Genomic DNA, 25,044 nt, shown 5'->3' with positions numbered 1-25,044 from the left:
CAACCAATCCACCCCCCACACAAGCACCAACATCGCCAAAATCACCGTCCCCGCCTGCGCCTCCTGAAACAAGCTCAAGCTCACATACAACATCTGTCCCAACCCCCCAGCCCCGACAAACCCCAGCACGCTGGCCATCCGGATATTGTTCTCCCACCGATACAAACAGTACGCCAGCAACTGCGGCGCCAGATTCGGCAGCGTGCCGTAACAGAACGCCAAAACCGGATTCCCCCCTTGCAACCGAATCGCATCCGCCGGTTCCGGCGGCGTGTTCTCCAGCGCCTCAGCAAACAACCGCCCCAACACGCCCGTGGTGTGCAGGGCCAGGGCCAATGTCCCGGCGTTCGGCCCAAGCCCAGCCGCAAGCACCATCAACGCAGCCCACACCAATTCGGGAATCGCGCGCAGGGCGTTGAGCAGCAGGCGGGCAGGACTTTGAAACAGCCAGCCAAACCGGCCAGCGGCGGGAAGCGCCAATAACAGGCCCAGCACGGCAGCGAGCAGGGTACCAAGCGCAGACATGGCCAACGTTTCCATCGACCCGCGCAGGATGGCGCTCAGGTAATCGGCGCTGAGATCGGGGCTGAGAAATCGCGCGACATACAGGCCCATCTGTTTCAGGCTGGTAGCGCTGCCGAGTTCTTCAAGGTCGAGGCCCAGGTAGGCAAACGAGGCAATGACGGCCGCGACTATGGCAAGAATCAGCACCGAATTGATCAGGCGTTTCATGCCAGCCTCCAGCGCAGCAGGCGGCTGAGTTGGTCGGCGCCGAGGACGAGGAGGAGGAAGGTGAGGAGCATGCTGGCGACTTCGCCGCCGGCGAACATGCGGATGGACAGGTCGATCTGTTGGCCGAGGCCGCCGGCGCCGACGAAGCCCATGACCACCGAGGCGCGGATGGCGCATTCCCAGCGGTAGACGGTGTAGGAGAGCAGTTCCGCCGCGACGTTGGGCAGTACGCCGTAGGCGAAACTGGCGAGGCGGCCGCTGCCGGCCTGGAGCAGGGCGTGGGCGGGGCGTTGGTCGGTGGATTCGTAGATTTCGGCGTAGACCTTGCCGAGCATGCCGCTGTAGGTGATCGCGATGGCCAGCACGCCCGCCGCCGGGCCGAGGCCGACGGCGCGCACGAACAGCAGCGCCCAGACGATTTCCGGCACGCTGCGCAGGAAGATCAGCAGCCCGCGCACCGGCCAGCGCAGCAGTCGGCCCAACAGGCTCGGGCGGCCGCTGCGGGAGGCGGCGGTCAGTGACAGGGCGCGGCTGGCGAGCAGGCTGGCCGGCACGGCCAACAGCAGGGCCAGGGCCATGCCGGCGGTGGCGATGGCCAGGGTTTGCAGGGTGGCTTTGAACAGTAATTGCAGAAACTCGCGGTCATGGGCCGGTGGCCAGAACATCGACACGAAGCGGCCCATTTCACTCTGGCTGTCGGCGTGAAACAGCACGCTCAGATCCAGCTCGCTGAGCTGGATGCCGGGCCACAGCAAGGCAATCGCCAGCCCGGTCAGCAGCAACCGTGGCACTGCGGCGGGGTCGCGGGTGTCGGCGCTCAGCATCGCGGAATCTGCACAACCAGCGGCGTGACGGCGGGCGCCGGGGATTGCAGTTGTTCGTTGGCGTAGAGGGTGTCGAGCATGTCGCGGCTGACTTGCGCGGACGGGCAGTCGAACAGGATCCGGCCCTCGCGCAGACCGACGATGCGCGGGAAGTGCGCCAGCGCCAGTTCCACCGCGTGCAGGCTCGCCACCAGCGTGACGTTGTGCTCACGGGCATGGCGCGACAGGGTCGACAGCGTGTGCCCGGCCAGCACCGGATCCATCGCCGAGACCGGCTCATCCGCCAGCAACACCTCCGGCGCCTGATACAGCACGCGGGCAATGCCGACCCGCTGCAATTGCCCGCCGGACAATTGTTGGCATTGGCTGAAGAGTTTGTCGGCCAGATCCAGTTTTGCCAGGGCGGCGCGGGCGCCGGGCACGTCGAGCGGATGCAGCAGGTTGATCAGGCTTTTGCCCAGGCTCCATTGCCCGAGTTTGCCGGCCAGCACCGCCGTCACCACCCGTTGCCGGGGCGGTAGCGGTGGCGCCTGATGCACCAGACCGATGCGCGCACGCAGGCGTTGCCGTTGGCGGGCGGACAAATGCCAGACGCGCTCGCCCAGCACTTCGATGTCGCCGCTGCTGGGCCGAATGGCGGTCGCCAGCAGGTTCAGCAGGCTGGATTTGCCGGCGCCTGACGGGCCGATGATCGCCACCTGCTCGCCGGCCTCGATCTGCAAATCCACGCCACGCAGGGCCTCCACGCCATTGGTGTGGTGCAGAAAAGCCTGTTTGAGGCGCAGTGTCATTTCAGCAAGTCGGCGGCGCGGGAGGCTTCCTCGATGCCTTTGTAATTGTCCGGGCTGGTTTCGATGAAACGGCTGGCGGCTTGCAGGTCGAGGATTTTCTTGTGCTCGGGGTTGGCCGGGTCGAGGTCGAGGAAGGCTTTTTTGATCTTCGCCGCCAGCGCCGGGTCGAGGGTGCCGCGCACGGTCCAGTTGTAATCGAAGTAGGCCGGGGTGGTGGCGAAGACCTTGACCTTGTTGGTGTCGACCTTGCCGGCGTCCACCAGTTTTTGCCAGACGCTGGCGTTGAGCACACCGGCGTCGACCTTGCCGGCCTGTACCCAGGCGACGGTGGCGTCGTGGGCGCCGGAGTAGCCGACGCGGCTGAAATAGCTTTCCGGTTTGATGCCGTCCTTGAGCATGAAATAACGCGGCATCAGGCTGCCGGAGGTGGACGACACGGAGCCGAAGGCGAAGGTCTTGCCCTTGAGGTCGGCGAGGCTTTTGACGTTGGGGTCGGCGGTGATGAATTTGCTGGTGAACTGAGCGTCTTGCTCACGCTGCACCAGCGGAATGGCGTTGCCGGTTTTCAGCCGCGCCTGGACGAAGGTGAAACCGCCGAGCCACGCCAGATCGAGGCGGTCAGTGGCCAGCGCTTCGACCACCGCCGGGTAATCCGCCACGGGAACGAACTGCACGTCCATGCCCAATTGCTGTTGCAGGTACTTGCCCAGCGGCTCGAACTTGCGCAGCAGCTCGGTCGGGGCTTCATCGGGAATCGCACTGACCTTCAATACCTCCGCGGCTTGCGCCAGCACGGCGGACAGGGACAGGGCCAGACCAGCGGTCAGTGCCAGGGTTCGCTTGAGCATGGAATTCTCCGTTTCGTGGGCATCAAGGTCGATGCACCCGTCGATGGGCAATCATCGTCGGGTGCAACGTCAGGTTAGACGAAACGGCGCGATTGCGAGGGAGTCGGGCCGTGGTTGCTTGTCAGGCGCGGGGCAATCGCGTCACCCATTTCCCGCCACCCGCGCCGTCCTTCAGGGCGCGCAAGGCCTGGGGCAATTCATCGAAGTTGAACATCTGCAGCGCCGGGCCGATCAGGCTGCCGTCCAGCAAGGCTTGCAGCAGGTGCTCGCCGTTGCGGCGCAAGATCTGGCGATCGTGCAGGCTGGCGTGGACGTGGAAGCTGTTCAATGCCACTTCATGCAGCGAAATCGCGGTAGTGAACGCCGGCAGCGGCGCGCTTTCCTGACGATCCTGAATGCACACCAGATGGCCGTTGTAGCCCAGCAGGTCGGCCATTTTCGCCGCGTGAGCGCCGCTGACTGTGTCGAACACGGCATGCAAACGACGTTCGCCGAGGCTGGCTGCGAGTGCGGTTTGCCAGTCCGGTTCGCGGTAATCGAATACGCCGACTGCGCCCAGGGCCTTGAGCTTTTCATGATGCGCGCCGGACGCGGTCGCCCAGACCCGCCATCCGCGTTGTACCGCCAGTTGCACCAGCAGCAGGCCGACCGCGCCGCCGGCGCCGATCACCAGCACATCGGCCGCGCCATTCGCGGGGACTTTTTCCACGGCTTGCCACGCGGTCAGTCCGGGGCAGGGCAGTGACGCCGCCGCGGCATCATCGAGCGCGGCGGGCACCGACAGCACGGTGGCGGCGTCGAGCAGGCAGTACTCGGCGAAACTGCCATCGCTCGCCAGTGATTGGTGATACGCCACGCGACTGCCGGGTTGCAGTGTCACGCCGGCGCCGGCCGCGACCACCACGCCCATGCCGTCGACACCCGGCACACGGCCGGTGTGCCACGCGGAGTGGCCCCACTCGATGATCTTCCAGTCCACCGGGTTCAAGGCGATGGCGCGGTTGGCCACCAGCACTTGGCCGGGGCCGGGTTGCACGAGGGGTTTGCGGGTCAGTGTCAGGCCATCCAGCCCTTGGCCGGACGTCCAGGCCCATGCAGCGTAATCGGTTTGCATTGTGCGGTTTCCCATGACTATCGATGGCCGCCAGTATCGGTGGCAACGTGCATGAGAAGAACCGGCCCTGGGTCAAAGGTGTTTTGCGTAAAAGTCAGCAATGCTCGCGCAGCACTTCAATCGACCTGCGCAAACCGCTCCACCAGCCAATCGATAAACACCCGCACCCGATTGCTCAAATGCCGGTTCGGCGGATACAGCACATGAAACGGATAGGCCGGTGGACGCCAGTCCTCGAGGATCGGCACCAGTTCGCCGCGCTCGATGGCGGTCCTGACCGTGTAGCTGAAGGTGTGGATGATGCCCAGTCCGGCGAGCCCGGCCGCCAGGTGCGCGTTGCTCTCGTTGACGCTGATCAGGCCTTTGCCTTCGATCTGATGGCGTTCGCCGTTGCGCTGGAAATTCGACGGCAGGATGCGCCCGGTCGAGGCCGAGCGGTAGGCGATCAGCTGATGGCTGGCCAGGTCGAGCGGGTGGCTCGGGGTGCCATGGCGTTGCAGATAGTCGGGCGTGGCGCAGGTGGTCCAGGAAACTTCGCCGAGGCGCCGTACCGCCAGGGTTTGTTCGGTCAGCGGACCGCCGCGAATCACGCAGTCCACCCGTTCGCTGATCAGGTCCACCGGGCGGTCGCTGACGCCCAGATCAACCTGGATGTCCGGGTAGCGTTCGAAGAATTTCGGCAGCTCGGGGATCACCAGCATCGTCGCGGTCGAGCCGCCGATGTCCACGCGAATCCTGCCGCGCGGCAGGCCTTGGGCCTGGCTGAAGCCCTGATCGATGTCGTCCAGTTGATGCAGCAGTTGTTGGGTCAACTGGTAATAGGAAGCGCCGTCGGCCGTGACGGTGAGGCGGCGAGTGGTGCGTTGCAGCAGGCGCACGCCGAGGTGGTTTTCCAGTTGGCCGATCAGTTTGCTGACTGTGGTTTTCGGCAGGTTCAGCGAGTCGGCGGCTTTGGTGAAAGAACCGCTTTCCACGACGCGGGCGAAGGTGCGGATCGCCATTAACTGATTCATCGGTTCGGGCTCAGTGGATTGGACACGGCTGAGTATTGTGCATGTCTGTGCACAAACAAAACCGATTTTGTGGATTTTTCAATTCAATCGATCGGCCTAAAGTCGCTTCCAACGGCTCACCTACGACCCGTCACCAACCTCGAAACGGTTACTGGAGATTCATCATGAGCAACAGACTTGAAGGCAAAATCGCACTGATCACTGGCGGCACCACCGGCATCGGCCTGGCCTCGGCGCAGGAATTCGTCGCCCAGGGCGCCACGGTATTTATCACCGGCCGCCGTCAGGCCGAGCTGGACAAAGCGGTCGCCGCCATCGGCCCGCGAGCCATCGGCATTCAGGGCGATGTGGCGAAGCTGGAGGATCTGGATCGCATCTACAGCGAGATTTCCGCCAAGGCTGGGCACCTCGACATTCTGTTCGCCAACGCCGGCGGCGGGGACATGCTGCCGCTGGGCGCGATCACCGAAGAGCACTTCGACCGGATTTTCGACGCCAACGTGAAGGGCACGCTGTTCACCGTGCAGAAGGCCTTGCCGCTGCTGCGCGATGGCGCCTCGATTTTGCTGACCTCGTCGACCACCTCGGTGCAGGGCACGGAGAACTTCAGCGTCTACAGCGCGAGTAAAGCGGCGGTGCGCAACTTCGCCCGCTCATGGTTGCTGGACTTGAAACCACGGCGCATCCGCGTTAACGCGATCAGCCCTGGCCCGGTGCGCACGCCAGGTCTGGCAGGGCTGGTGCCGGCGGAACACACCCAGGGGCTGTTCGATCAACTGGCGTCGATCGTGCCGATCGGGCGTCTCGGCGAGCCGAGCGAGATTGCCAAGGCTGCGTTGTTCCTGGCCTCGGATGACAGCAGCTTCGTCAACGGCATCGAGTTGTTCGTTGACGGCGGTACTGCGCAGATCTGATTTAAGTTGCTTGATGCCCCGGCACTTGTTCAGTCGAGTGCCGGGGTTTTTCCGTTTCATCGTCCGGCGCGTTATCCCAGATCAGGCGCGGGTCGAAGCTCATCGCCGAAAGCATCGTAAAGACCACCACAAGGCCGAAAAACAGAATCCCTACGCGCGGCTCGATATCCCCCAGCGCCTGGAATTTCACCAGCGCCGCCACCAGCGCAACCACTAGCACATCGAGCATCGACCAATAGCCGATCAGCTCGACGAAGCGGTACAGCTTCGAACGCTCCTTGCGCGCCCAATGGCTGTCCCGTTGCACGGTGACCAGCAGCAAGGTCAGCGCCACGAATTTCACCCCCGGCACGGCGATGCTGGCGACGAAGATGATGACGGCGATGTCCCACGCACCGTGTTCCCAGAACTCCAGCACGCCGCTCATGATGGTGCTGTCGGCGCCGCTGCCCAGCAGGGTGGTGTTCATCACCGGCAGCAGATTGGCCGGCACGTAAAACGCCAGCGCGGCGAACATGTAGGCCCAGGTGCGGGTCAGCGAGTTGGTCTTGCGCCGGTGCAGCGGGGCGTCGCAGCGCGGGCATTGGTGTGGCTCGCCGGTCATGTCGCAGGCCAGCCCGCAGCTGTGGCACAGGCAGAGGTTGAGTTCGGTTGCCGTCGGTGGTCGTTTCATAGGATGTCCCACAGTTCGCGCACGTCGCGCCCGGCGATGCGGATCAGCAACAGGCTGAGCACGGCCAGCGCAAACAGGCCGATGCCGGGAATGACGTCGAGCATGCCCGCCAGTTTGAACACCGCGACCATCGCGCCGAGCAGGCAGACTTCGAGCATGCTCCACGGCCGCAGTGTTTCCAGCCAGCGCATGCACAGCTTGAACCCCGGTGAACGGCGCGAGGCGAGGGCGAAGCTCAAGACCCAAATCAACAAAACCAGTTGAAAGGCCGGGGCGATGATGATCGAGATCGCCGCGACCATCGCCATGAAGGTGATCGGCCCCTGACTCAGGGCCAGTACTGAATCCCAGAGGGTCGCGCTGTTTTTCAGGCCCTTCATGCTGATGCTCATCACCGGGTAGAAATTGGCGAACAGCCACAGCATCGCCGCGGTGAAACTCAGGGCCAGCCGTTGCTCCACGCTCAGGTTGTTGTAGCGCTGGAGCACGGCGCCGCAACGCACGCAGAGGGTCTTCTGGTGTTTGGCCAGCGCGACTTTTTCGTACACGCAGTCGCAATGCTCGCAGATGATCAGTTGATCGGTGCTGGCCATGGGGCGCTCGACGGAAGGAAGGCTTGAACCCCTTCACTATAGAAGCGCTGGGGCATTCGGCAACCGGGGGCGCCATTCGTCCAACACCGGGCACTTACCCGCACGCGCTTGTTTCACACGTTCAGGTACCCCTATCCCGCAGCAGAACGGAGAACCCCATGGACATTGATGAAAATGCACCCGGCAACCTGTCACAACAGGCCGTGACGCGCACCACCGACAACGAAACCGGCCATGATCCCCGCAAGGATGAGTCGCCAGTCCCCTTGCCGCCGGACGATGAAGCGCCACTGGAAGAAGACATGAGCGATGTGGCGGCCAACGATTCGGTGGGATCCGAGCATCCGCAGGACGGCAACCGCTCAGGAAGCACCGACGCCAACCCGCAGAGCACCGCCAAGGATGATGAGGACCGAGAAGCGCGGGGCCTGCCGGCAAGTGATCCAGAGTCGGGCGCCTGACTGCGCGCCGGCCCATCAAGGGCGCTTGGCGCAACTGGTCATGTCAGACGACCGGTTGCGTGGCTTCCTCTGCCGCGATGGCAGCCTGCACGCTGGGCCGCTCGGCGATGCGCGTCATGTAGTTCGCCAGCGCTGGCCAGTCTTCGATGGCGTTGCTGAATGTCGGCAACCACTTCAGCACCGTGAACAGGTAGGCATCCGCTACGCCGAACACTTGCATCAGAAAGGGCTGTGTCGCGAGGATCCGGTTCAGGTAATCCAGGCGCTTGAACAGTTTGTGTTTGAAGATCGTTTTGGTGGTTTCCGGGATTTCGCTGCTGAACAACGGCGCGCTGCCTCCATGAATTTCCGAACTGATGAAGTTCAGGTATTCCTGCAAGCGCGAGCGTTCCCAGGTGCCATTGGCCGGGGCCATCGAATGACCGGGTACGAGGTCGGCGAGGTACTGCAGAATCGCCGGGCCTTCGGTCAGCACTTCACCGTTGTCCAGCATCAGCGCGGCCACGTAGCCCTTCGGATTGATCTGGCGAAAGTCCCGGCCGTCGGCGGTTTGCTTGGTCTGGTTGTTGACGCGGATCAGCTCGAACGGCAGCTCCAGCTCGCGCAGCACAATGTGCGGCGACAGCGAACAGGTCATGGGGGCGAAGTACAGTTTCATGGGATCTCCTTGCAGGTAGAGCCTCAGAATCCGCTATCGCCGCGCCGCTTCGCAAAGGACAAATGCAGTGCTAGCGTATGACAAAATCTCATGGACTCTAAGAGGTCATATGCTCCCCCGACTGCCATCGCTCAATGGATTGCGCGCCTTCGAATGCGCCGCCCGGCATATGAGCTTCACCCGCGCCGCTGAAGAACTGAACGTCACGCAAACTGCGATCAGCCATCAGATCCGTCGCCTCGAAGATGAACTCGGCGTGCGTCTGTTCATGCGCTTGAAGGACGGTTTGGCATTGACCGAGGAGGGCAATGCTTACTTGCCCGGCATCCGCTCAGCGTTTCTTGAATTGCGCTACTCGACTGAAAAGCTGCTGGAATCCAGCCACAACAGCGTCCTGACCATCAGCACGCTGGTGTCGGTGGCATCGAAATGGTTGTTGCCGCGATTGCCATCATTTCGCGAGGCGCATCCCGAGATTGATGTGCGGATCAGCGCTTCCACCGAGTGGGTGGACTTTCGCAAGGGCGGCATCGATGCGGCGATCCGCTACGGCGACGGGAACTGGCCTGGACTTCGGGCCGACTGGTTGATGGCCGACGAGATCTTTCCGGTGTGCAGCCCGCGCTTGTTGACCGGCGACAAGCCGTTGAATACACCGGCGGACCTGGCCCATCACCCTTTGCTGCAAGTCAGCGGCGTGACCGCCAATGACTGGAACGACTGGCTGCATGCGGCAGGCCAGCCACCGCTGACGGCCAAAGGCCCGCGATTGACCTTCGACCTGGCGATGATGGCGGTGCAGGCGGCGATTGACGGGCAGGGCGTGTGCATCGGTCGCTCGACCTATGTCGATGACGATCTGCGGGCGGGCAGGCTGGTGGCGCCGTTTGATTTGCGCTTGAAATCCGCTTCCGGCTTTTACCTCGTCACGCCCCACGATCAGGCCGAATCGAAAAAGATCGTGGCGTTCAGAGGCTGGCTATCGCAGGTGCTGGCCAAACCCTTTGTATAAGCGTGTATCCATCGCGCCGCCGTACACAAACAGGTAACAAACCCCGTCATCAGGACACATCCTGCGTACATGCCTCGCCCAAAGTAGTGGCCAACACATCACTACTTCCAAGAGGACAACACCATGCGCCGCACACTTCTGATGACCGCTGCCGCCGTACTCGTTTCGCTGACCGGCCTCGCCCACGCGGCTGACACCCCATCTGCCGCCCCGGCGAAGAACTGGCAACAAGGCCTGAGCCGTACCGATCTGGTCCGACAGGATCTGGGTGCGGCGGATCGCGAGGTGATCCAGGCTCGCGTCGACTTCGAACCGGGCGTCACGTCACCCAACCATGCGCATCCGGGTGTGGAAGTGGCTTACGTGATCAGCGGCACGTTCGAGTATCGGCTTGAAGGGCAGGCGCCGGTGACGCTGAAGGCGGGTGATTCGCTGTTCATCCCGGCGGGTGTGGCGCATATCGCCAAGAATGTCGGCAACGAGAAGGGCTCGGAACTGGCGACCTACATCGTCAAGAAGGGCGAGCCGCTGCTGATTCTCAAGCAGTAATGCTCCGCGAAAACGAACAAGGCCTGCCGATGTGACAGGCCTTTTTGCGTCCGCTGTTCAGCGCATCAGTGGGCGTGCACCGGGTAGTCGGTATAGCCACGTTGATCGCCGCCAAAGAACGTGCTCGGGTCCGGTGCGTTGAGCGCCAGGCCTTCGCGGATTCGCCGAGGCAGATCGGGGTTGGCCAGGAACGGACGGCCAAACGCGATGATGTCGGCGCGACCGTCGGCCAGCGCCTGTTCCGCCGACTCGGGGTCGTAGCCGCCGGCGATCATCAACACGCCAGCCCAGGCATCACGCAACTGAGCGATGATCGCGTCCCAGCGCGGATCGAAGTTTTCATCCTTGACGGTGCCGACCACGGCGGGCTCGACCAGATGCAGGTAGGCCAGTTTCCAGCGGTTCAGCGAGCGCACGATGTAGCCGAATGTGGCCTCCGGCGATTCATCACCCATGCCCATGAAGCGGCCCATGGGCGTCAGGCGCACGCCGACCCGGTCGGCACCGACTTCGTCGACCACGGCGGCCACCACTTCCAGTAACAGGCGCGCACGGTTTTCCAGGGGGCCGCCATAACCGTCGGTGCGCTGGTTGCTGTTGCTGTTGATGAACTGGTCCAGCAGATAGCCGTTGCCGGCGTGAATTTCCACGCCATCCATCCCGGCGTTCAGCGCATTGCGGGCGGCGCGGCGGTAGTCGTTGATGATGTCGGCGATTTCCGAAACCTGCAGTGCGCGCGGCACCGGCACGTCACCCCAGACACCGTTGCCCTCGGCATCGACGATGAAGGTCTTGCCCGGCACCGGCAATGCGCTCGGCGCCACCGGCAGTGCGTTGTCCGGTTGAAAGCTTGGGTGCGATACGCGGCCCACATGCCACAGCTGCATGAAGATCAACCCGCCAGCCTCGTGTACCTCGCGGCTGACTTCGCGCCAGGCTTGCACCTGTTCATCGTTGTAGATGCCAGGCGTCCACGCATAACCCTGGCCCTGACGGGAAATCTGCGTTGCCTCGGTGATAATCAGCGCGGCGCTCGCCCGCTGGCGGTAGTACTCGGCGTTCATGGATGTCGGGATGTCGCCCGGTTGCCCGGCACGGGAGCGGGTCAACGGTGCCATCGCCACCCGGTGGGGAAGTGTGTAGGGGCCGAGTGCGATGGGGCGGAACAGATGTTGTGTCATAGGGGTTCTCCAGTCTTCGAAAAGGGTCGGCAGGGCGGTGTCGGGACATTTGGCCCGACACCGGATGGCCCTACGTTAAGCGGCTGACCGGTGCTTGATAATCCACACGCGACGCCACGCTGCATTGCGTGAAATGCAACGTGGCGCGTTTCAGGCAGGCTGTTGCGAGCGGGTCAGGGGCAGGTTCAGCCAGCGTCGTCCGGTGGCATTCGCCACGGCATTGCCGATGGCGGCGGCCATGGGGCCCTGGACGATTTCGGCGGCCCCCAGAAACGGTTGCCCCGGTTGGTCGAGCAGGTGAACGTCGACCTTCCTGGGGACTTGCGAGAAGCGCAGGATCGGGTAGCCGCTCCAGTCGTAGCTGCGGATGCCGCCGGCGTCATAGGCGACTTTTTCATACAGCGTCCAGCTGGTGGACTGCACGATCCCGCCCTCGACCTGGTTGCGCAGGCCATCGGGGCTGACGATCTGCCCCACGTCCACTGCGGTGACGACGTGATCGATCTGCACTTCGCCGGTCTGCGGATGCACCCGCAGACGCACGGCAATGGCGCAGTAGCCCATGATGTTTTTGTAGCGCGCGAAGGCGAAGCCAAGGCCTGCGCCGGGTTCACTGCTTTTTTGTGGCCAGTCGATTGCATCGCGCACCCGTTCCACCACCGCCCGCGCCCGAGGGTCTGTCAGGTGCGCCAGACGCAGGGCAACCGGATCGACTGCGGCCTTGGCGGCCAGCTCGTCGATACAGGCTTCGATGGCGAAGACGTTGATGTGCGCCCCCAGCGAGCGCATGGCCGAGGTGCGGAACGGCATTTCGGTGACGAAGTTCATGTCGATCCGCGAGGAGGCCACGGTGTACAGCGGCACTGCGTTGCGATCGCCATCGCCTTCAGGCTGGGCGATCGGCACCGAGGGTGCGGAAGCGAACGGCCGGGCCAGCAGGCGTGCAGGCAGCAAGCGCCCGGCGTTGACGATGCGTTCGTTGTGCGGCGTGGTCCACAGCTCATAGTTCCAGTCTTGCAGCCGACCCTGTGCGTCGAGGTTGGCTTGCACTTCGGTGACCATCGCCGAGCTGTAGGGCTCCCAGAGGTTTTCCTGCTCGCGCATCCACTGCACCCGCACTGGCGAGCCCGGTACGTGCATGGCAATCAGCGCTGCGTCAGCCGCGGCATCGTCTGCGCCGTTGTGGCCGTAACAGCCGGAGCCTTCAGTGTGGATGCAGCGCACGCGCTCGGGCGGCAGCCGCAGCATCTCGGCGATTCCGGCGCGCAGCGGATACACGCCCTGGGTGTGGGTCCAGACGGTGAGGGTGCCGTCCTTGAACCAGGCCACGGCGCAGGACGGGCCGATCGAACCATGCATCAGGTATTGCTTGGTCACCCGGGCGCGATATTTGTGGTCGGTCGCGCCTTGGGGTGTGCCTTCATGGCTGATGGGATAACGACGCGAGGGCAGACGTTCAAGCAAGGTGTGGATGTCCCGCGATTCGGGAATCGCCTGTCCGCCGCTCCAGCGCGCCGAGGCGTATCCATGGCGCATGGCTTTGATCGCTTGCCATTCATCCCGCGCCACCACGGCCAGATAATTGCCGTCGCGAATCACCTGCACCACCCCGGACAGCGTCTTGATCGATTCCGCATCGATGGCTTCCAGCGTGCAGCCGGGGCGCGGCGGGCGGATGACCCGGGCGTGGAGCATGCCCGGCAGGCGAATGTCCTGCACGAACGCCGCGCCGCCGCTGACTTTGCCCGGAATATCCAGCCGTGGCAGCGAATGGCCGATGAGCTTGAACGACGCCGGTGGCATCGAGGGCGATGCGGATTTTGCGTAGCGGTGCAGATCGACCTGCTGCACGGCGTCGGCGTAGGACATGCGTTGCCCGGTCGGGCCGAGAATGATGCCGTCGCGAGTCGTCAGCAGCGCCGGCGCAACGTTCCAGCTGCGCCCGGCCGATTCCAGCAGCATCTCACGCACTTGTGCCGCCGCGTTGAACAGCGCGGTGCCGCTGTCGAAAACCGAGTGGCTGCCGGCGGTGTAGCCTTCGTTCGGCGTGAGTGCGGTGTCGGCGGTGAGCAGGTTGATCGCGGTCGGGGCGACCTCCAGGCGTTCAGCGGCAATTTGCAGTAACGCGGTTTTGACCCCGGTGCCCAGTTCGACCTTGCCGGTGTAGACGGTGATGCCGTCGGGGCCGACGCGGATCCAGGCATCGAGCCAGGGGTTGGTGCGCAGGCTGCCGGGCAGGTCCGGCGCCAGCACGACCGTACCGAGGGTATCGACTTCGGTGTCAGCCAGGGCGCGGCGCGAGACCGGCACCAAAGCAAACGCCACCAGCAGGGCGCCCCCGCGCAGGAACGCGCGGCGACTGTGATCGACCTCATTGATCGTCGTCATTGCGCACTCCCGTTTTGCCGGGCGACAAGGTTGATCGCCTCGATGATGCGCAAGTGCGTGCCGCAGCGGCACAGGTTGACGGACATGTGTTCGCGAATGGTCTGTTCGTCGGGATGCGGATTGCTTTCGAGCAGTGACTGCGCACGCATCAACATGCCGGCGATGCAGTAACCGCATTGAGCGGCCTGTTTGTCGATGAACGCTTGCTGCAGTGAGCCGGGGCGTTCGGCGGTTCCCAGACTCTCGACCGTCCGCACCTTTTTGCCTTCAAGGCCGGCGCAGGGTGTCAGGCAGGAAAACACCGGTTGGTCATCGACGATGACGGTGCAGGCACCGCATTGGCCCAGACCACACCCGTACTTGGCGCCGTTCAGGCCCAGGTGATTGCGCAGCGCATAGAGCAGCGGCATGTCCGGTTCCAGCTCGAGAGCCCGGGAAGATCCGTTGACGTTGAGGGTGATCTGAGTCATTTCGTCTCCTGACGTAGCGCTTCGAGGGTGGCGGAAAGGTCGGTCCAGGGTTGGTCGGGTCTGGCCTGATGGCGCAGGTAGACGGCCAGGGCGTTGAGTTGAGCGTTGTCGAGACTGGCGGCGAACGAGGGCATCACCGGCCCCGGCTGGCCGGGTTCTGCCGGGATGCCTTCGAGTACGGTTTTCACAAAGTTGCGCGGGCTGGCAGCCTGCAGCGCCGAGGTGCGATCCAGTGCCGGGCGGCCGTCGATGTCACGCATCGGCGCGCCTTGGGCATGGCAGCCGGCGCAGGCACTGGCGAACAGCAGCACGCCAGAGGATCGATCCGCAGGTTCAGCGCTGGCGCTCGGAATTTCGTTGACCGCGGTTTTCGCCGGCAGACTCAGCAGGTACTCGGCAATCGCCTGAGCATCTTCCGCGGGCAAGCGCGCCAGACCGAGACTGACCGGGCGCATCGGGCCCGCCGCCGTGCCGTGTGCGTCGACCACTTCGGCCCGCAGGTAACTCACCAATTGTTCGCTGCTCCACGGGTTTGCCCGGTGCGCCATGCCCAGCAGTGACGGCGCGTCCCAGCCATCCACGCTGCCGCCGGCCAGGTTTTCGCCGGATTTCTCGGCGCCGATCAGGTTCAACGGCGAATGACAGCCCGCGCAGTGACCGGGACCTTCGACCAGGTAACGTCCGCGATTCCACGTCTGCGATTGCTCCGCCAGCGGCGTCAGCGGTTTTCCATGCAGGAACAGCAGGTTCCAGAACGACACCAGTGGCCGGATGTTCATCGGGAAGTTCATGCGGTTCTGTTGTGGCGGCGAGTCCACCGCGGGGCCGCTCATCAGGTACGCATAGGCGTCGGCGATATCGTCTCCGCTCATGCGCCGGTAATGAACGTAAGGGAAGGCCGGGTACAGGAAGTGGCCGTCGCGGGAGATCCCTTCACGCATCGCCCGCTCGAAGGCCGGCAACGACCATTGGCCGATGCCGGTCTGTGGATCCGGGGTGATGTTGGTGCTGTAGAGGGTGCCGAACGGCGTTACCAGCGGCAGTCCGCCGGCCAGGTATTGGCCGCCGGGTCGCGTGTGACACACCGCACAGTCGCCAGCCTCGACCACTCGTGCGCCGCGTTGCAGTTGCGCGGAGTCGAAGGTTTGCGGGCGCTCGACCGGCGCAATTGCCGGACGCCACATCAGCGCCAGGGCCGCGATTGCACCGATCGACGCGAGGGCTGCCGCGCTGACCCACAGCGCTCTGGATCTCATGAAATGGCCGTTCATGAGCGGCTGCCCAAGCGGCACGCGGTGGGCGTGAGGGACGGATTCGGCATCTTCGACAACTCCTTGAACGACCGGGGAAGGGCGCCGATGCAAAGCCCTGCGCCTGGTGCCCAAGGGTAGAGAAGGTGCATCCGTCCGAGTATTGCCGGACCGCGCAATAGCACGTTGCGCCAAGTGCAACGCCGAGGGTCGTTGCATTTGGCGCATCACTCAATTGCCTTTGGGATGGATACTCGAAGGCCTGCGCGCCCCTTAGCCTTGGCGTCACTTTTCCAAACTCATCGAGGTGTCATCATGCTTACGGGCAATCCGGCAGCGGCGGCCAAGGCCGAACCATCCGCTTCTCTTTCCGGCCTGATGGTCGCGTTCCTGGCATTCTGCTGCGGCGCGGTCGTGGCCAACCTTTATTACGCTCAGCCGATCGTCGAACTGATCGCGCCGCAGATCGGCCTGTCCAGTGCCAATGCCAGTCTGATCGTTTCACTCACGCAGTTCGGTTATGCATTGGGCCTGCTGTTGCTGGTGCCGCTGGCCGACCTGATGGAGAACCGTCGGCTGGTAGTGGGCTTTACCCTGGCGGCGAGCGTGACCCTGTTGTGCGCCGGTCTGACGCATTCGCCGTCGATGTTCCTTGTCCTGTCGCTGCTGATCGGCCTGACTTCGGTGGCGGTGCAGATCCTGGTGCCGTTGGCTGCGCACCTGGCGCCCGAGGCGACCCGTGGCCGGGTGGTGGGCAACATCATGAGTGGCCTGTTGCTGGGCATTCTGCTGTCGCGACCCCTGTCGAGTCTGCTGGTGGAAGTGTTCGGCTGGCGCGGGGTGTTTTTCAGCGCGGCGGCACTGATGGCCGTCATCGCCCTGATCACGGCGATTGCCTTGCCGCGCCGCGTCCCGAGCCATCAGGCGACTTACGTGGCGCTGATCGGCTCGGTGTTTGCGCTGGCCCGTCGGCACGCGGTTCTGCGTCAGCGTTCGCTGTATCAGGGCTTGCTGTTCGCCAGCTTCAGCCTGTTCTGGACCCTCGCACCGATCGAGCTGATGCGGCACCACGGTTTCAGTCAGGCACAGGTGGCGATATTTGCCCTGGTCGGTGCCGTCGGGGCGGTCGCAGCGCCGATTGCCGGGCGGCTGGCCGATGCCGGGCACGGTCGGCGCGGGACGCTCGTGGCACTGTTGCTCGCTCCGGCCTCGTTGCTGATCGCCGCGCTGCCGGGCAGCGGCTATGTCTGGCTGGTGGTTTGCGCGGTGCTGCTGGACTTCGCCGTGCAACTGAACATGGTGCTGGGCCAGCGCGAGGTGTACGCCCTCGATCCGCACAGCCGGGCCCGCCTGAATGCCGTGTACATGACCAGCATCTTCGTCGGCGGTGCTCTGGGATCGCTGGTCGCCAGTCCGCTCTACGAGCATTTTGGCTGGAACCTGTCCGCCGTGTCCGTGGCGTTGCTGCCGGCGCTGGCCCTGGCGCTGTTCCTGAGCCGCAAGGCCGATGCCTGAAACGCAGGCACCGCTGAGTCCGATGAAGCACGGTCCTACAAGACGATTGGCGAACGGTGATGCACAATCATCACCGTTTCCTTTCGATCGGGCTCCACTTATGGACAAGTTGCTGGCACTGAAGATGTTCGTTGAAACCGTACGTTGCGGTGGTTATTCCTCGGCGGCGCGCAAACTCGGCATCTCGACGTCCTCGGTGACACGCCAGGTGGCGGGGCTGGAACACGAGTTGGGCGCCAGCCTGCTCAACCGCACGACACGCAACACCAGCGTGACGGTCGCCGGCCAAACCTATTTCGAGAAAGCGGTGGCCATTCTCGATGCCATCGATGAGGCCGACGCGGTTGTCGCCGACCGGGGCAGCGAGGCGCAGGGACGCCTGCGCATCAGCGTGCCGGTGGAGTTCGGCCGACAGATCATTGCGCCGCAACTGGGAGTATTGCTCGACCGCCATCCGGGGCTTGAAATCAGTGTGTCGTTGAGCGATCAGGTCAGCGATCTGCTGAGCGAGCAGATCGATGTCTCGGTGCGCCTGGGATCGTCGGTGGTCAGTGACGATATCGTCAGCAAACGCGTGGGCGGCTTCCAGCGCTGGGTGGTGGCGAGTCCGGATTACCTGAGCGGTCACGCTGTGCCGGCGCATCCACGAGACTTGCTTGAGCATCAATGCCTGCGCTTCGACTACGGTGGTTCGCACCAGCACTGGACGTTCCAGGGCGACGAGGAAACCATCCAGCTCAATGTCCATGGCCGCCTGCAAAGCAACAATGCCGACATCCTGCGCGAAGCGGCGGTGGCGGGGCGCGGGGTGGCCCTGCTGGCCGACTGGCTGGTGCGCGCTGATGTTGAGGCGGGTCGGTTGATGCGGCTGCTGAAGGGGTATGAAGTCAACCCCGGTAATGCGAGCTGCTGCATCAATGCGTTGTATCTGCCCAATCACCGTGGCTCCAGCCGTATCAATGTGTTCATTGATTTTCTGGAAGACATTCTGGCGCGTCCCTGCGCTAAGAAGACCTAGAAGGTGTACTTGGCCGTCAGCATCATGTTGCGCGGCGTGCCATAGCTGTCGCCGCCGTAGCTGACGGAGTTGGCGATGGTGGAGTAGTACTTGCGGTCGAAGATGTTGTTGGCGTTGAGTTGCAGGTCGAGGTTGTCATTGACCCGGTAGCCGGCCATCAGGTCGGTCACGGCGTAAGCGCCTTGCTTGAGGCGGTAGTTGCCGCCATCGAGCAGTTCGATGTCGTTGTACATGCGGCTCTGCCAGGAGATGTTGCCGCCCACACGCAGTTTTTCCAGCGGGCCCTGGAAGTTATAGCGGGTGGTGAGCTTGAACAGGTGCTCCGGGGTGTCGGTGTCGAACTGCTTGTTGACGTTCTGCGGGTTCGCCTCGTCTTTGATGGTGTGCGTGCGGGCGTAGGTGTAGCCGCCGCCGATCTGCCAGTTGTCGGTGAGCGCGCCTTGCAGCTCGAGGTCGATACCCTGGCTGCGGATCTCGCCGGAGGCGTCATAGCAGGAAGACTGCGGGCAGTTCGGCACGAACACCTGCACCGCGCGGTTTTCCTGATCGACACGGAACACGGCGAGGCTGGCATTCAGCGCGCCGCCCAGGTATTCGCCCTTGATGCCGACCTCGTAGTTCTTGCCCACGATCGGCTTGACCGGGTTACCGGAGGTGCCCTTGTTGCTCTGCGGGGTGAAGATGTCGCTGTAGCTGGCGTACACCGAATGATGGTCGTCCAGCTCGTAGATCAGGCCGGCATAGCGGGTGACGTTGCGGGTGACTTTGTAATCGCCGTCGCCATCGCGGTTGTCGTAGTCGTACCAGTCCAGACGCCCGCCGAGGATCAGCTTCAATGGGTCGGCCAGGCTCAGGCGGGTGGTCAGGTACACGCCGTCCTGAGTGGTGACTTCACGTGTGTTGTTGGTGTGGACGAAGTCCGGCTTGCCGGCGTTGATCGGCCAGTTGGTGTCGTACGGCGAGTAGTTGTGGGTGGTCAGGTCGTAGATGCGTTTGCTGGCGCCGACCACCAGTTCATGGCTGCGTCCGAAGGCTTCGAACGGGCCGCTGAAGAAGGCGTCGAGACCTGCCTGGTTTTCATCGGCCTTGGACTGGTAAACCGTGCGGGCCAGGGTGTCGTTGACCCAGCGCGACTGGTACGAGCCGGAGAACAGCGCGTTCTGTTCGGAATAGTTGGCGTTGACCTGCAGCTTCCAGTCGTTGGCCAGTTGCTGACGGATCTCGGCGAAGACGGTGTTGATTTCCTGATCCTTGTCCTCCCAGGAAGTGCCGGGGTTATACGAGCGCGGCAGGTCGAGGTGATGGCCGTCGAGGCCGATCATTGATGAACCCCAAAAGTAGTTGGTCCTGTCCTTCTGGTGCGAGAAGCCGAGGGTCAGGGTGGTGTCGTCGCTCAGATCGGCTTCGGTGACGGCGTAGAACAGGTTGTGTTGCTCGTCGACGTCATCGATGAAGCTGTTGGCGTCGTGGTAGGACGTGACCACCCGGCCGCGCAGGGTGCCGCTGTCGTTGAGCGGGCTCGAAGCATCGAGCTCGCCGCGATAGTTGTCCCAGGTTCCGGCGGCGCCGGTCAGGGTGACGCGCTGCTCGGCCAATGGCCGTTTGCGCACCAGGTTGATCGCCGCCGAAGGGTTGCCGGCACCGGTGACCAGACCGGTCGCGCCCCGAACGACTTCAACCCGATCAAACATCGCCAGATTCGGCTGGGATCCGACGTTCACGCCGTCGTAGCCGCTTGGAATGCCGTCGTACATCAGGTTGTCGATGTTGAAACCCCGGGCTTTGTAGGCCTGTCGGCCTGGGCCGTTGGAGTAGTCGAGGAACAGACCCGGCGTGGCATTGACCACGTCGTTGATGCTGGTCATCGCCTGATCGTCCATGCGCTGGCGGGTGATGACGGTCACGGCTTGCGGTGTTTCGCGCAGGGTCAACGGCAGTTTGGTGGCGGTGGCCATGGTGCCGGTGGTGTACGACTCCGAGCCTTCGGTGGTGCTGCCCAGTTGGGTGGATGTGATTGCAGTCGCGCCGAGTTCGAGGGTGGCGGGCGGTGCAGCGTCTTGCGCCTCGCGGGTTTCATCGGCCAGCGCCGGGGTCATGACGGCCATGCAGATGGCCATGGACAGGAGGTTGCGTGACGGGTTGAAACGATGCGGCGAGGTTGGGCGCGACATTGAGGCTTCCTGATTTTAAATAGCAAACAAAGAGCAGTTGAGAATCATTGCCAATAATTGTGTCAGGGTTTTTTACCGCAACAAAGCGCTTCGTGAAAAAAATGTGAAATTGCGCAATGGGAGAGGGCGGTAGGCTTGAGTCATTACGGAACCGCTCAAGCACGGACGTTGCAGCACAGCCAACCGAAAAGCCGTTTGTCAGCTTCCTATGCAATCCAGCAGGTTGGCGTCTACTTTTGTGGCCGGGTCAGCCAAATGACAGGCGAAATTCTGAAGTCATTGAAGCGAATTCGAACTGGCCCCGTGACGTTGATTTCAGGATGGATCTTGAATGAGGCGCGGAGCGTCGCTCCGGCGATGCGTAACGGAAACCCGCGCCTTTGAACTCGTTAAGGAGAACGCAGATGGCAATCAGCCGAGTCACCGAAACAACCGATAAAACAGCGCTGGTGCAAGCCGAGGTGTACCGCTGGTACAACCTCTTTTTCCCGTGGTCGCGCGGCGTGGCTTCCCAGTCGGAAGAGGCGATCAAGCCTTTGTACGATGCCCTGGCGAACGATTTCCGGGTGGTGCTCACGGACGGTCAGATCATGGACCGGGAGAACTACTGGGAACGCCTTTGGGGGCTGCACGGCAAACGTGCCGGAAGCCCTGAATCACACATCATCAATCTCTCGATCACGCCACTTCCCGGTGACTTCTTCCTCACGGTTTTCGACCTGGTCAAGAACGGGATCACCAAGAAGAAAGTCGACTCGGCGCTGATGCGCCTCGACCCGGATTCGCCATCGGGAATCTCGTGGATTTACGTCCACGAAAGCGAGCACGAGACGTCGTTTGCGTAAATCGTTGAATGACCGTTTCGCTCCTCTGGTTGTTTGAACCGGAGGAACGGCATCGCTCCAACCCTGTAAAAAGAACCGCCCGAAGCCGTGCATCGGGCGGTTTGTCGGATCAAACAGGGCTGATTCAGATCAGCCGCAGGGTGACGTCGATGTTGCCGCGAGTGGCCTTTGAGTAAGGGCAGGTCTGATGCGCAGCGTCCACCAGCGCCTGAGCGACCGAAGGCTCCAGCCCCGGCAGGCTGACACTCAAGCGCGCCTGAAGAAAGAATGCATCGCCGGCCTTGCCCAGATCGATTTCGGTTTCGACCGCCACCTCCGCCGGAAGCCTGATCTTCTGTGCCGCGGCTGCCTTGCCCATGGCGCCGATGAAGCAGGCCGACCAACCGGCTGCCAACAGCTGTTCGGGATTGGTGCCGCTGCCATTTGAACCGGGTGGCGAGAGCTTGATGTCCAGGTTGCCGTCCGAACTGCGCGATGCGCCATCGCGCCCGCCGGTGGTGCGGGTCTTGCCGGTGTACAGCACGGTGTCGAGTTGATTGATCATGGAAATACCTGCCTGAGTGATGGGGGATGTCGGACAGTGAAGGTTCCGATGGCTCACACTTTTGCATTGGCATGTACCCGGGATGTGTCGTGCAGCGGAGTTTTTGTATCGCTCTGTAGCCTGTATCGGCGTGGGAGGGATCAAGGGCGCAACTAATCGAAACTTCGCCGTCCGACGGGCTGTCCAGACCTTTACATCTCCCGAGCGTGTCGTGGATGTCGGCGCACCGGGATGTCATACGCAATGAAAAGATGAGGTCGGACATGACGGTGACAGTGGGTGATTTTCTGGTCGAGCGCCTGAGCCAATGGGGTGTGACACGAATTTTTGGTTATCCCGGCGACGGTATCAACGGCGTCTTCGGTGCGTTGAGCCGGGCAGGTGGCAAGATCGAGTTCGTCCAGGCGCGTCACGAGGAAATGGCGGCGTTCATGGCGTCCGCCCATGCCAAATTCACTGGTGAACTGGGTGTGTGCATCGCGACATCCGGCCCCGGCGCCTCGCACCTGATCACCGGACTTTACGACGCTCGGCTGGACCACATGCCGGTGCTGGCGATTGTCGGGCAGCAGGCGCGCACGGCACTGGGCAGCCATTATCAGCAGGAGCTGGATCTGGTCTCGATGTTCAAGGACGTGGCCGGAGCATTCGTGCAGCAGGCTTCGGCACCTTCGCAGGTCCGGCACCTACTGGATCGCGCGGTACGCACGGCGGTCGGCGAACGCCGGGTGACGGCGCTGATATTGCCGAACGACTTGCAGGACATCGAGTACAAGGCCCCCGCGCGGGCCCATGGCACCGCGCATTCCGGGATCGGTTACAGCAAGCCGAAGGTGCTGCCTTACGACGCGGATCTGCAACGTGCCGCCGACGTGCTGAATGCAGGGGAGAAGGTGGCGATTCTGGTGGGTGCCGGAGCGCTGCAAGCCAGCGAGCAAGTGTTTGCGATTGCCGAGAAACTGGGCGCCGGAGTGGCAAAGGCGCTGCTCGGTAAAGCGGTGTTGCCGGACGAGTTGCCCTGGGTCACGGGCTGCATCGGTCTGCTCGGTACAGAGCCGAGCTACAAACTGATGACGGAGTGCGACACCCTGCTGATGATCGGATCGGGGTTTCCCTATGCCGAATTCCTGCCGAAGGAGGGGCAGGCGCGCGGGGTCCAGATCGATTTGCAGCCCGACATGCTAAGTCTGCGCTACCCGATGGAAGTCAATCTGGTTGGCGATGCAGCCGAGACCCTCGCGGCACTGGCACCATTGCTCGAACACAAGCCGCTGCGCAAGTGGCGTAAAAAGATCGAAGGCTGGCGGGCGAGCTGGGATAAAACCCTTGAGAAGCGCGCCATGGCCAAGGCCGATCCGGTTAACCCACAACGGGTGGTGTACGAGTTGTCCCCGCGGTTACCCGAGCAGGCCATCATCACCAGCGACTCCGGTTCTTGCGCCAACTGGTTCGCCCGTGACCTGAAAATCCGCAAGGGCATGAAGTGCTCGCTTTCCGGTGGCCTGGCCTCGATGGGAGCCGCCGTGCCCTACGCGATCGCGGCGAAGTTCGCTTTCCCGCAACGGCCGGTGATCGCCTTGGTCGGCGATGGCGCCATGCAGATGAACAACATGGCCGAACTGATAACGGTCGCCAAATACTGGCGGCAGTGGGACAGCCCGAAGTGGATCTGCGCCGTGTTCAACAACGAGGATTTGAATCAGGTCACCTGGGAGCAGCGCGTGATGGAGGGCGACCCAAAATTCACAGCGTCGCAAAGTATTCCGGATGTGCCTTACCACTTGTTCGCCATCTCCATCGGTCTCAAAGGCATTTTTGTCGATCGGGAAGAAGACGTCGCCGCTGCCTGGGAAAAGGCGTTCGCCTCGGAGGTGCCGGTCGTCATCGAATTCAAGACCGACCCGAACGTGCCGCCGCTGCCTCCGCATATCAAGCTGGAACAGGCGAAGAAATTCGCCACTACCCTGCTCAAGGGCGACCCGGACGAAGCGGGTGTCATCGTGCAAACGGCTAAACAGGTATTGGGGGCGGTATTGCCCGGTAAGCCCAAATAAGCTTCAGCGTGGCGAGGATCGTCTCTGTCGTACTGCCCTTGGCTTCGAACCCGACCGCGTCCATTTCGTCTTAACGCATCTGCAGGATGATCGGACTGCTGCTGGCCGGATCGGTGTGCTCACGCAGTTTGCCAACCGTGTTCGCATCCACAGCGTTGCCGTGATTGCCCCAGGTGCTGCGCATAAAAGTCAGCACCTCGGCGATCTGCTGATCCGACAGCTGCTCACGGAAGGCCGGCATGCGATAGGCATCCGGTACGCCGGCCGCCACCACTCGTTGCGAACCATTCAGAGTGATGTTGATTGCCGAGGCACTTTCCTTGGCCAATGCCGAGGTGGCACCCGCCAGCGGCGGCATCCATTGCGATTGACCCTTGCCGTCCAGACCGTGGCACGACGCACAGCGCGTCACGTAGGTCTGCGCACCGGGCGAGTCCAGACGTGGCGCTGCCGAAACCGCTTGATACTGCCAAGGTGCACCATCGCGTTCGCGATCACCGGGGAGCGACTTCAGGTAGTGGGCAATGGCCGTCAAATCGTCATCGCTCATGAACTGCGTGGAGTTGTTGAACGCCTCGGTCATCGAGCCGTAGACCACCGCGTGCTGGTTGCGACCGGTCTTGAGGAACTGCACGATCTCTTGCTCGCTCCAGCGGCCCAGCCCGGTGTTGTGATCATCACGCAGGCTCGGGGCGTACCAGCCATCGAGCAGGGCGCCGGCGAGGTATGGCTCGCCGGACTCATCCAGTGCCTTCTCGTTGAACGCCAGGCTGCGCGGCGTGTGGCAACTGCCGCAGTGCCCGGCGCCCTGCACGAGATAAGCGCCGCGGTTCCATCGTTCATCCTGCGTCGGTTTGGACACATAAGGTTCGGCGTCAACAAATACACCGTTCCACAGCGCAATCGGCCAACGCAGGTTCAGCGGAAACGGAATCGCACTGGGGATGTTCGCCTGTTTGACCGGCGCTACGCCTTTCATGAAAAACGCATACAGCGCTCGTACGTCTTCATCACTGAGCTTGGCGTAGGACGGGTAGGGCATCGCCGGGTACAGACGGCGACTGTCGGGCGCCACGCCGTGGCGAACGGCACGGTCGAAGTCCGCCAGGCTGTAGTGGCCGATGCCGGTTTCCGTGTCCGGGGTGATATTGGTCGCATGGATCGCGCCCAGCGGCGTGGCCATTTCCAGCCCACCGGCGAATGGCGCACCGCCCGGCACGCTGTGACAGGCTACGCAATCGCTGAGCCTGGCGACGTATTCGCCACGGGCGACCAGCGCCGGGTCGATGTCGGCCACGGCGATCTGATGGTTCTCCAGGCGCGAGACTGGCTCGCGGGTGACGTACCAGGCCAGAAGGCCTGCCGCGAGCAGGCACGGCACCGCCAGCCAGCCAGCGGTTCTTGCGAATCGGCTGTTATTCATGAA

The 25,044-nt window shown here is 63.0% G+C and carries 23 protein-coding genes and 1 pseudogene; 8 read left to right on the top strand and 16 right to left on the bottom strand.

The genetic code is table 11. The annotated features are described in order from the left end of the window. From phnE to AC07XZ_RS23365, 6 genes are all read right to left on the bottom strand, one after another. Positions 1–732 (bottom strand): phosphonate ABC transporter, permease protein PhnE (phnE, locus tag AC07XZ_RS23390; protein ID WP_102687753.1); only part of this gene is annotated, 732 nt, incomplete at its 3' end. Beyond that, positions 729–1,556 (bottom strand): PhnE/PtxC family ABC transporter permease, encoded by an 828-nt coding sequence (locus tag AC07XZ_RS23385; RefSeq protein ID WP_102687752.1) that lies wholly within the window; start codon positions 1,554–1,556, stop codon positions 729–731. The genes AC07XZ_RS23385 and phnE, both read right to left, overlap by 4 nt. After that, a complete protein-coding gene (locus tag AC07XZ_RS23380) occupies positions 1,550–2,347 on the bottom strand; it encodes a phosphonate ABC transporter ATP-binding protein (RefSeq protein WP_102687751.1) in 798 nt (265 codons plus the stop codon). Before AC07XZ_RS23380 ends, AC07XZ_RS23385 begins: the two co-directional genes overlap by 7 nt. Then, positions 2,344–3,195 (bottom strand): putative selenate ABC transporter substrate-binding protein, encoded by an 852-nt coding sequence (locus tag AC07XZ_RS23375; protein ID WP_102687750.1) that lies wholly within the window; start codon positions 3,193–3,195, stop codon positions 2,344–2,346. Before AC07XZ_RS23375 ends, AC07XZ_RS23380 begins: the two co-directional genes overlap by 4 nt. Positions 3,196–3,316: 121 nt before the next feature. Then, positions 3,317–4,309, bottom strand: coding sequence for a zinc-binding dehydrogenase (locus AC07XZ_RS23370; protein WP_102687749.1), 993 nt, complete (start codon positions 4,307–4,309; stop codon positions 3,317–3,319). A 116-nt stretch (positions 4,310–4,425) separates the two neighbouring features. Next, positions 4,426–5,322, bottom strand: a complete 897-nt coding sequence (locus tag AC07XZ_RS23365; RefSeq protein ID WP_102687748.1) for a LysR family transcriptional regulator — start codon at positions 5,320–5,322, stop codon at positions 4,426–4,428. Between the two features lie 164 nt (positions 5,323–5,486). Here AC07XZ_RS23365 and AC07XZ_RS23360 point away from each other — a divergent pair, with 164 nt between their 5' ends. Then, positions 5,487–6,236 carry an SDR family NAD(P)-dependent oxidoreductase gene (locus tag AC07XZ_RS23360; RefSeq protein ID WP_085611803.1) on the top strand — a complete coding sequence of 250 codons (750 nt, stop codon included), beginning with the start codon at positions 5,487–5,489 and terminating at the stop codon, positions 6,234–6,236. Between the two features lies 1 nt (position 6,237). On the opposite strand, the gene AC07XZ_RS23355 is transcribed toward AC07XZ_RS23360, so the two are convergent. After that, entirely contained in the window at positions 6,238–6,909 is a 672-nt protein-coding gene (locus AC07XZ_RS23355; protein WP_102687747.1) for a paraquat-inducible protein A, read from the bottom strand. Then, positions 6,906–7,502, bottom strand: a complete 597-nt coding sequence (locus tag AC07XZ_RS23350; RefSeq protein WP_074690848.1) for a paraquat-inducible protein A — start codon at positions 7,500–7,502, stop codon at positions 6,906–6,908. The genes AC07XZ_RS23355 and AC07XZ_RS23350 overlap by 4 nt, the downstream gene beginning before the upstream one ends. A gap of 158 nt (positions 7,503–7,660) precedes the next feature. Between AC07XZ_RS23350 and AC07XZ_RS23345 the strand changes: the two are divergent. Continuing rightward, positions 7,661–7,852, top strand: a pseudogene (locus AC07XZ_RS23345) (hypothetical protein); the annotation flags it as partial. A 154-nt stretch (positions 7,853–8,006) separates the two neighbouring features. Here the strand turns inward: AC07XZ_RS23345 and gstA are convergent. Further along, positions 8,007–8,621: a glutathione transferase GstA gene (gene gstA, locus AC07XZ_RS23340; RefSeq protein WP_102687745.1), complete on the bottom strand. Its 615-nt coding sequence runs from the start codon at positions 8,619–8,621 to the stop codon at positions 8,007–8,009. 109 nt (positions 8,622–8,730) lie between these two features. Between gstA and AC07XZ_RS23335 the strand changes: the two genes are divergently transcribed. Next, entirely contained in the window at positions 8,731–9,633 is a 903-nt protein-coding gene (locus AC07XZ_RS23335; RefSeq protein ID WP_102687744.1) for a transcriptional regulator GcvA, read from the top strand. Positions 9,634–9,756: 123 nt separating this feature from the next. Next, positions 9,757–10,182 (top strand): cupin domain-containing protein, encoded by a 426-nt coding sequence (locus tag AC07XZ_RS23330; RefSeq protein WP_102687743.1) that lies wholly within the window; start codon positions 9,757–9,759, stop codon positions 10,180–10,182. Positions 10,183–10,247: 65 nt separating this feature from the next. Here the strand turns inward: AC07XZ_RS23330 and AC07XZ_RS23325 are convergent, their stop codons facing one another. The 4 genes from AC07XZ_RS23325 to AC07XZ_RS23310 form a co-directional block, all read right to left on the bottom strand. Then, entirely contained in the window at positions 10,248–11,363 is a 1,116-nt protein-coding gene (locus tag AC07XZ_RS23325) for an alkene reductase (RefSeq protein ID WP_102687742.1), read from the bottom strand. A gap of 150 nt (positions 11,364–11,513) precedes the next feature. Continuing rightward, a complete protein-coding gene (locus tag AC07XZ_RS23320; RefSeq protein WP_102687741.1) occupies positions 11,514–13,751 on the bottom strand; it encodes a xanthine dehydrogenase family protein molybdopterin-binding subunit in 2,238 nt (745 codons plus the stop codon). Beyond that, entirely contained in the window at positions 13,748–14,221 is a 474-nt protein-coding gene (locus AC07XZ_RS23315) for a (2Fe-2S)-binding protein (RefSeq protein ID WP_102687740.1), read from the bottom strand. The genes AC07XZ_RS23320 and AC07XZ_RS23315 overlap by 4 nt, the downstream gene beginning before the upstream one ends. Continuing rightward, positions 14,218–15,477 carry a c-type cytochrome gene (locus tag AC07XZ_RS23310; RefSeq protein ID WP_102687739.1) on the bottom strand — a complete coding sequence of 420 codons (1,260 nt, stop codon included), beginning with the start codon at positions 15,475–15,477 and terminating at the stop codon, positions 14,218–14,220. The genes AC07XZ_RS23315 and AC07XZ_RS23310 overlap by 4 nt, the downstream gene beginning before the upstream one ends. A 309-nt stretch (positions 15,478–15,786) precedes the next feature. On the opposite strand from AC07XZ_RS23310, the gene AC07XZ_RS23305 reads away from it, so the two are divergent. Together AC07XZ_RS23305 and AC07XZ_RS23300 are read left to right on the top strand one after the other, a co-directional pair. Further along, on the top strand, positions 15,787–16,986 hold the full coding sequence (locus tag AC07XZ_RS23305) for an MFS transporter (protein WP_102687738.1): 1,200 nt from the start codon (positions 15,787–15,789) through the stop codon (positions 16,984–16,986). 100 nt (positions 16,987–17,086) lie between these two features. Further along, a complete protein-coding gene (locus tag AC07XZ_RS23300) occupies positions 17,087–18,004 on the top strand; it encodes a LysR family transcriptional regulator (protein WP_102687737.1) in 918 nt (305 codons plus the stop codon). Here AC07XZ_RS23300 and AC07XZ_RS23295 read toward each other — a convergent pair. Then, positions 18,001–20,175, bottom strand: a complete 2,175-nt coding sequence (locus AC07XZ_RS23295; RefSeq protein WP_102687736.1) for a TonB-dependent siderophore receptor — start codon at positions 20,173–20,175, stop codon at positions 18,001–18,003. The genes AC07XZ_RS23300 and AC07XZ_RS23295 overlap by 4 nt on opposite strands. 404 nt (positions 20,176–20,579) lie before the next feature. Between AC07XZ_RS23295 and AC07XZ_RS23290 the strand changes: the two genes are divergently transcribed. Beyond that, a complete protein-coding gene (locus tag AC07XZ_RS23290) occupies positions 20,580–21,020 on the top strand; it encodes a hypothetical protein (RefSeq protein ID WP_102687735.1) in 441 nt (146 codons plus the stop codon). 124 nt (positions 21,021–21,144) lie between these two features. On the opposite strand, the gene AC07XZ_RS23285 is transcribed toward AC07XZ_RS23290, so the two are convergent. Next, a complete protein-coding gene (locus tag AC07XZ_RS23285) occupies positions 21,145–21,564 on the bottom strand; it encodes an organic hydroperoxide resistance protein (protein WP_085747375.1) in 420 nt (139 codons plus the stop codon). A gap of 263 nt (positions 21,565–21,827) precedes the next feature. Here AC07XZ_RS23285 and AC07XZ_RS23280 point away from each other — a divergent pair, with 263 nt between their 5' ends. Then, positions 21,828–23,618, top strand: coding sequence for a thiamine pyrophosphate-requiring protein (locus AC07XZ_RS23280; RefSeq protein WP_085747374.1), 1,791 nt, complete (start codon positions 21,828–21,830; stop codon positions 23,616–23,618). Between the two features lie 70 nt (positions 23,619–23,688). Here AC07XZ_RS23280 and AC07XZ_RS23275 read toward each other — a convergent pair whose 3' ends face one another. After that, positions 23,689–25,041: a c-type cytochrome gene (locus tag AC07XZ_RS23275; protein WP_102687734.1), complete on the bottom strand. Its 1,353-nt coding sequence runs from the start codon at positions 25,039–25,041 to the stop codon at positions 23,689–23,691. Between the last annotated feature and the right edge of the window lie 3 nt (positions 25,042–25,044).

The organism is Pseudomonas sp. GW458-11-26-14-LB4, assembly GCF_059423925.1.
Note: the sequence above shows the minus strand (reverse complement) of the source record. Positions and strands in the feature narration are given on the sequence as shown.

Coding starts and splice junctions, on each gene's coding strand:
- AC07XZ_RS23385 (WP_102687752.1), bottom strand. CDS start 1,556: ATGCTGAGCGCCGACACCCGCGACCCCGCCGCAGTGCCACGGTTGCTG.
- AC07XZ_RS23380 (WP_102687751.1), bottom strand. CDS start 2,347: ATGACACTGCGCCTCAAACAGGCTTTTCTGCACCACACCAATGGCGTG.
- AC07XZ_RS23375 (WP_102687750.1), bottom strand. CDS start 3,195: ATGCTCAAGCGAACCCTGGCACTGACCGCTGGTCTGGCCCTGTCCCTG.
- AC07XZ_RS23370 (WP_102687749.1), bottom strand. CDS start 4,309: ATGCAAACCGATTACGCTGCATGGGCCTGGACGTCCGGCCAAGGGCTG.
- AC07XZ_RS23365 (WP_102687748.1), bottom strand. CDS start 5,322: ATGAATCAGTTAATGGCGATCCGCACCTTCGCCCGCGTCGTGGAAAGC.
- AC07XZ_RS23360 (WP_085611803.1), top strand. CDS start 5,487: ATGAGCAACAGACTTGAAGGCAAAATCGCACTGATCACTGGCGGCACC.
- AC07XZ_RS23355 (WP_102687747.1), bottom strand. CDS start 6,909: ATGAAACGACCACCGACGGCAACCGAACTCAACCTCTGCCTGTGCCAC.
- AC07XZ_RS23350 (WP_074690848.1), bottom strand. CDS start 7,502: ATGGCCAGCACCGATCAACTGATCATCTGCGAGCATTGCGACTGCGTG.
- gstA (WP_102687745.1), bottom strand. CDS start 8,621: ATGAAACTGTACTTCGCCCCCATGACCTGTTCGCTGTCGCCGCACATT.
- AC07XZ_RS23335 (WP_102687744.1), top strand. CDS start 8,731: ATGCTCCCCCGACTGCCATCGCTCAATGGATTGCGCGCCTTCGAATGC.
- AC07XZ_RS23330 (WP_102687743.1), top strand. CDS start 9,757: ATGCGCCGCACACTTCTGATGACCGCTGCCGCCGTACTCGTTTCGCTG.
- AC07XZ_RS23325 (WP_102687742.1), bottom strand. CDS start 11,363: ATGACACAACATCTGTTCCGCCCCATCGCACTCGGCCCCTACACACTT.
- AC07XZ_RS23320 (WP_102687741.1), bottom strand. CDS start 13,751: ATGACGACGATCAATGAGGTCGATCACAGTCGCCGCGCGTTCCTGCGC.
- AC07XZ_RS23315 (WP_102687740.1), bottom strand. CDS start 14,221: ATGACTCAGATCACCCTCAACGTCAACGGATCTTCCCGGGCTCTCGAG.
- AC07XZ_RS23310 (WP_102687739.1), bottom strand. CDS start 15,477: ATGAGATCCAGAGCGCTGTGGGTCAGCGCGGCAGCCCTCGCGTCGATC.
- AC07XZ_RS23305 (WP_102687738.1), top strand. CDS start 15,787: ATGCTTACGGGCAATCCGGCAGCGGCGGCCAAGGCCGAACCATCCGCT.
- AC07XZ_RS23300 (WP_102687737.1), top strand. CDS start 17,087: ATGGACAAGTTGCTGGCACTGAAGATGTTCGTTGAAACCGTACGTTGC.
- AC07XZ_RS23295 (WP_102687736.1), bottom strand. CDS start 20,175: ATGTCGCGCCCAACCTCGCCGCATCGTTTCAACCCGTCACGCAACCTC.
- AC07XZ_RS23290 (WP_102687735.1), top strand. CDS start 20,580: ATGGCAATCAGCCGAGTCACCGAAACAACCGATAAAACAGCGCTGGTG.
- AC07XZ_RS23285 (WP_085747375.1), bottom strand. CDS start 21,564: ATGATCAATCAACTCGACACCGTGCTGTACACCGGCAAGACCCGCACC.
- AC07XZ_RS23280 (WP_085747374.1), top strand. CDS start 21,828: ATGACGGTGACAGTGGGTGATTTTCTGGTCGAGCGCCTGAGCCAATGG.
- AC07XZ_RS23275 (WP_102687734.1), bottom strand. CDS start 25,041: ATGAATAACAGCCGATTCGCAAGAACCGCTGGCTGGCTGGCGGTGCCG.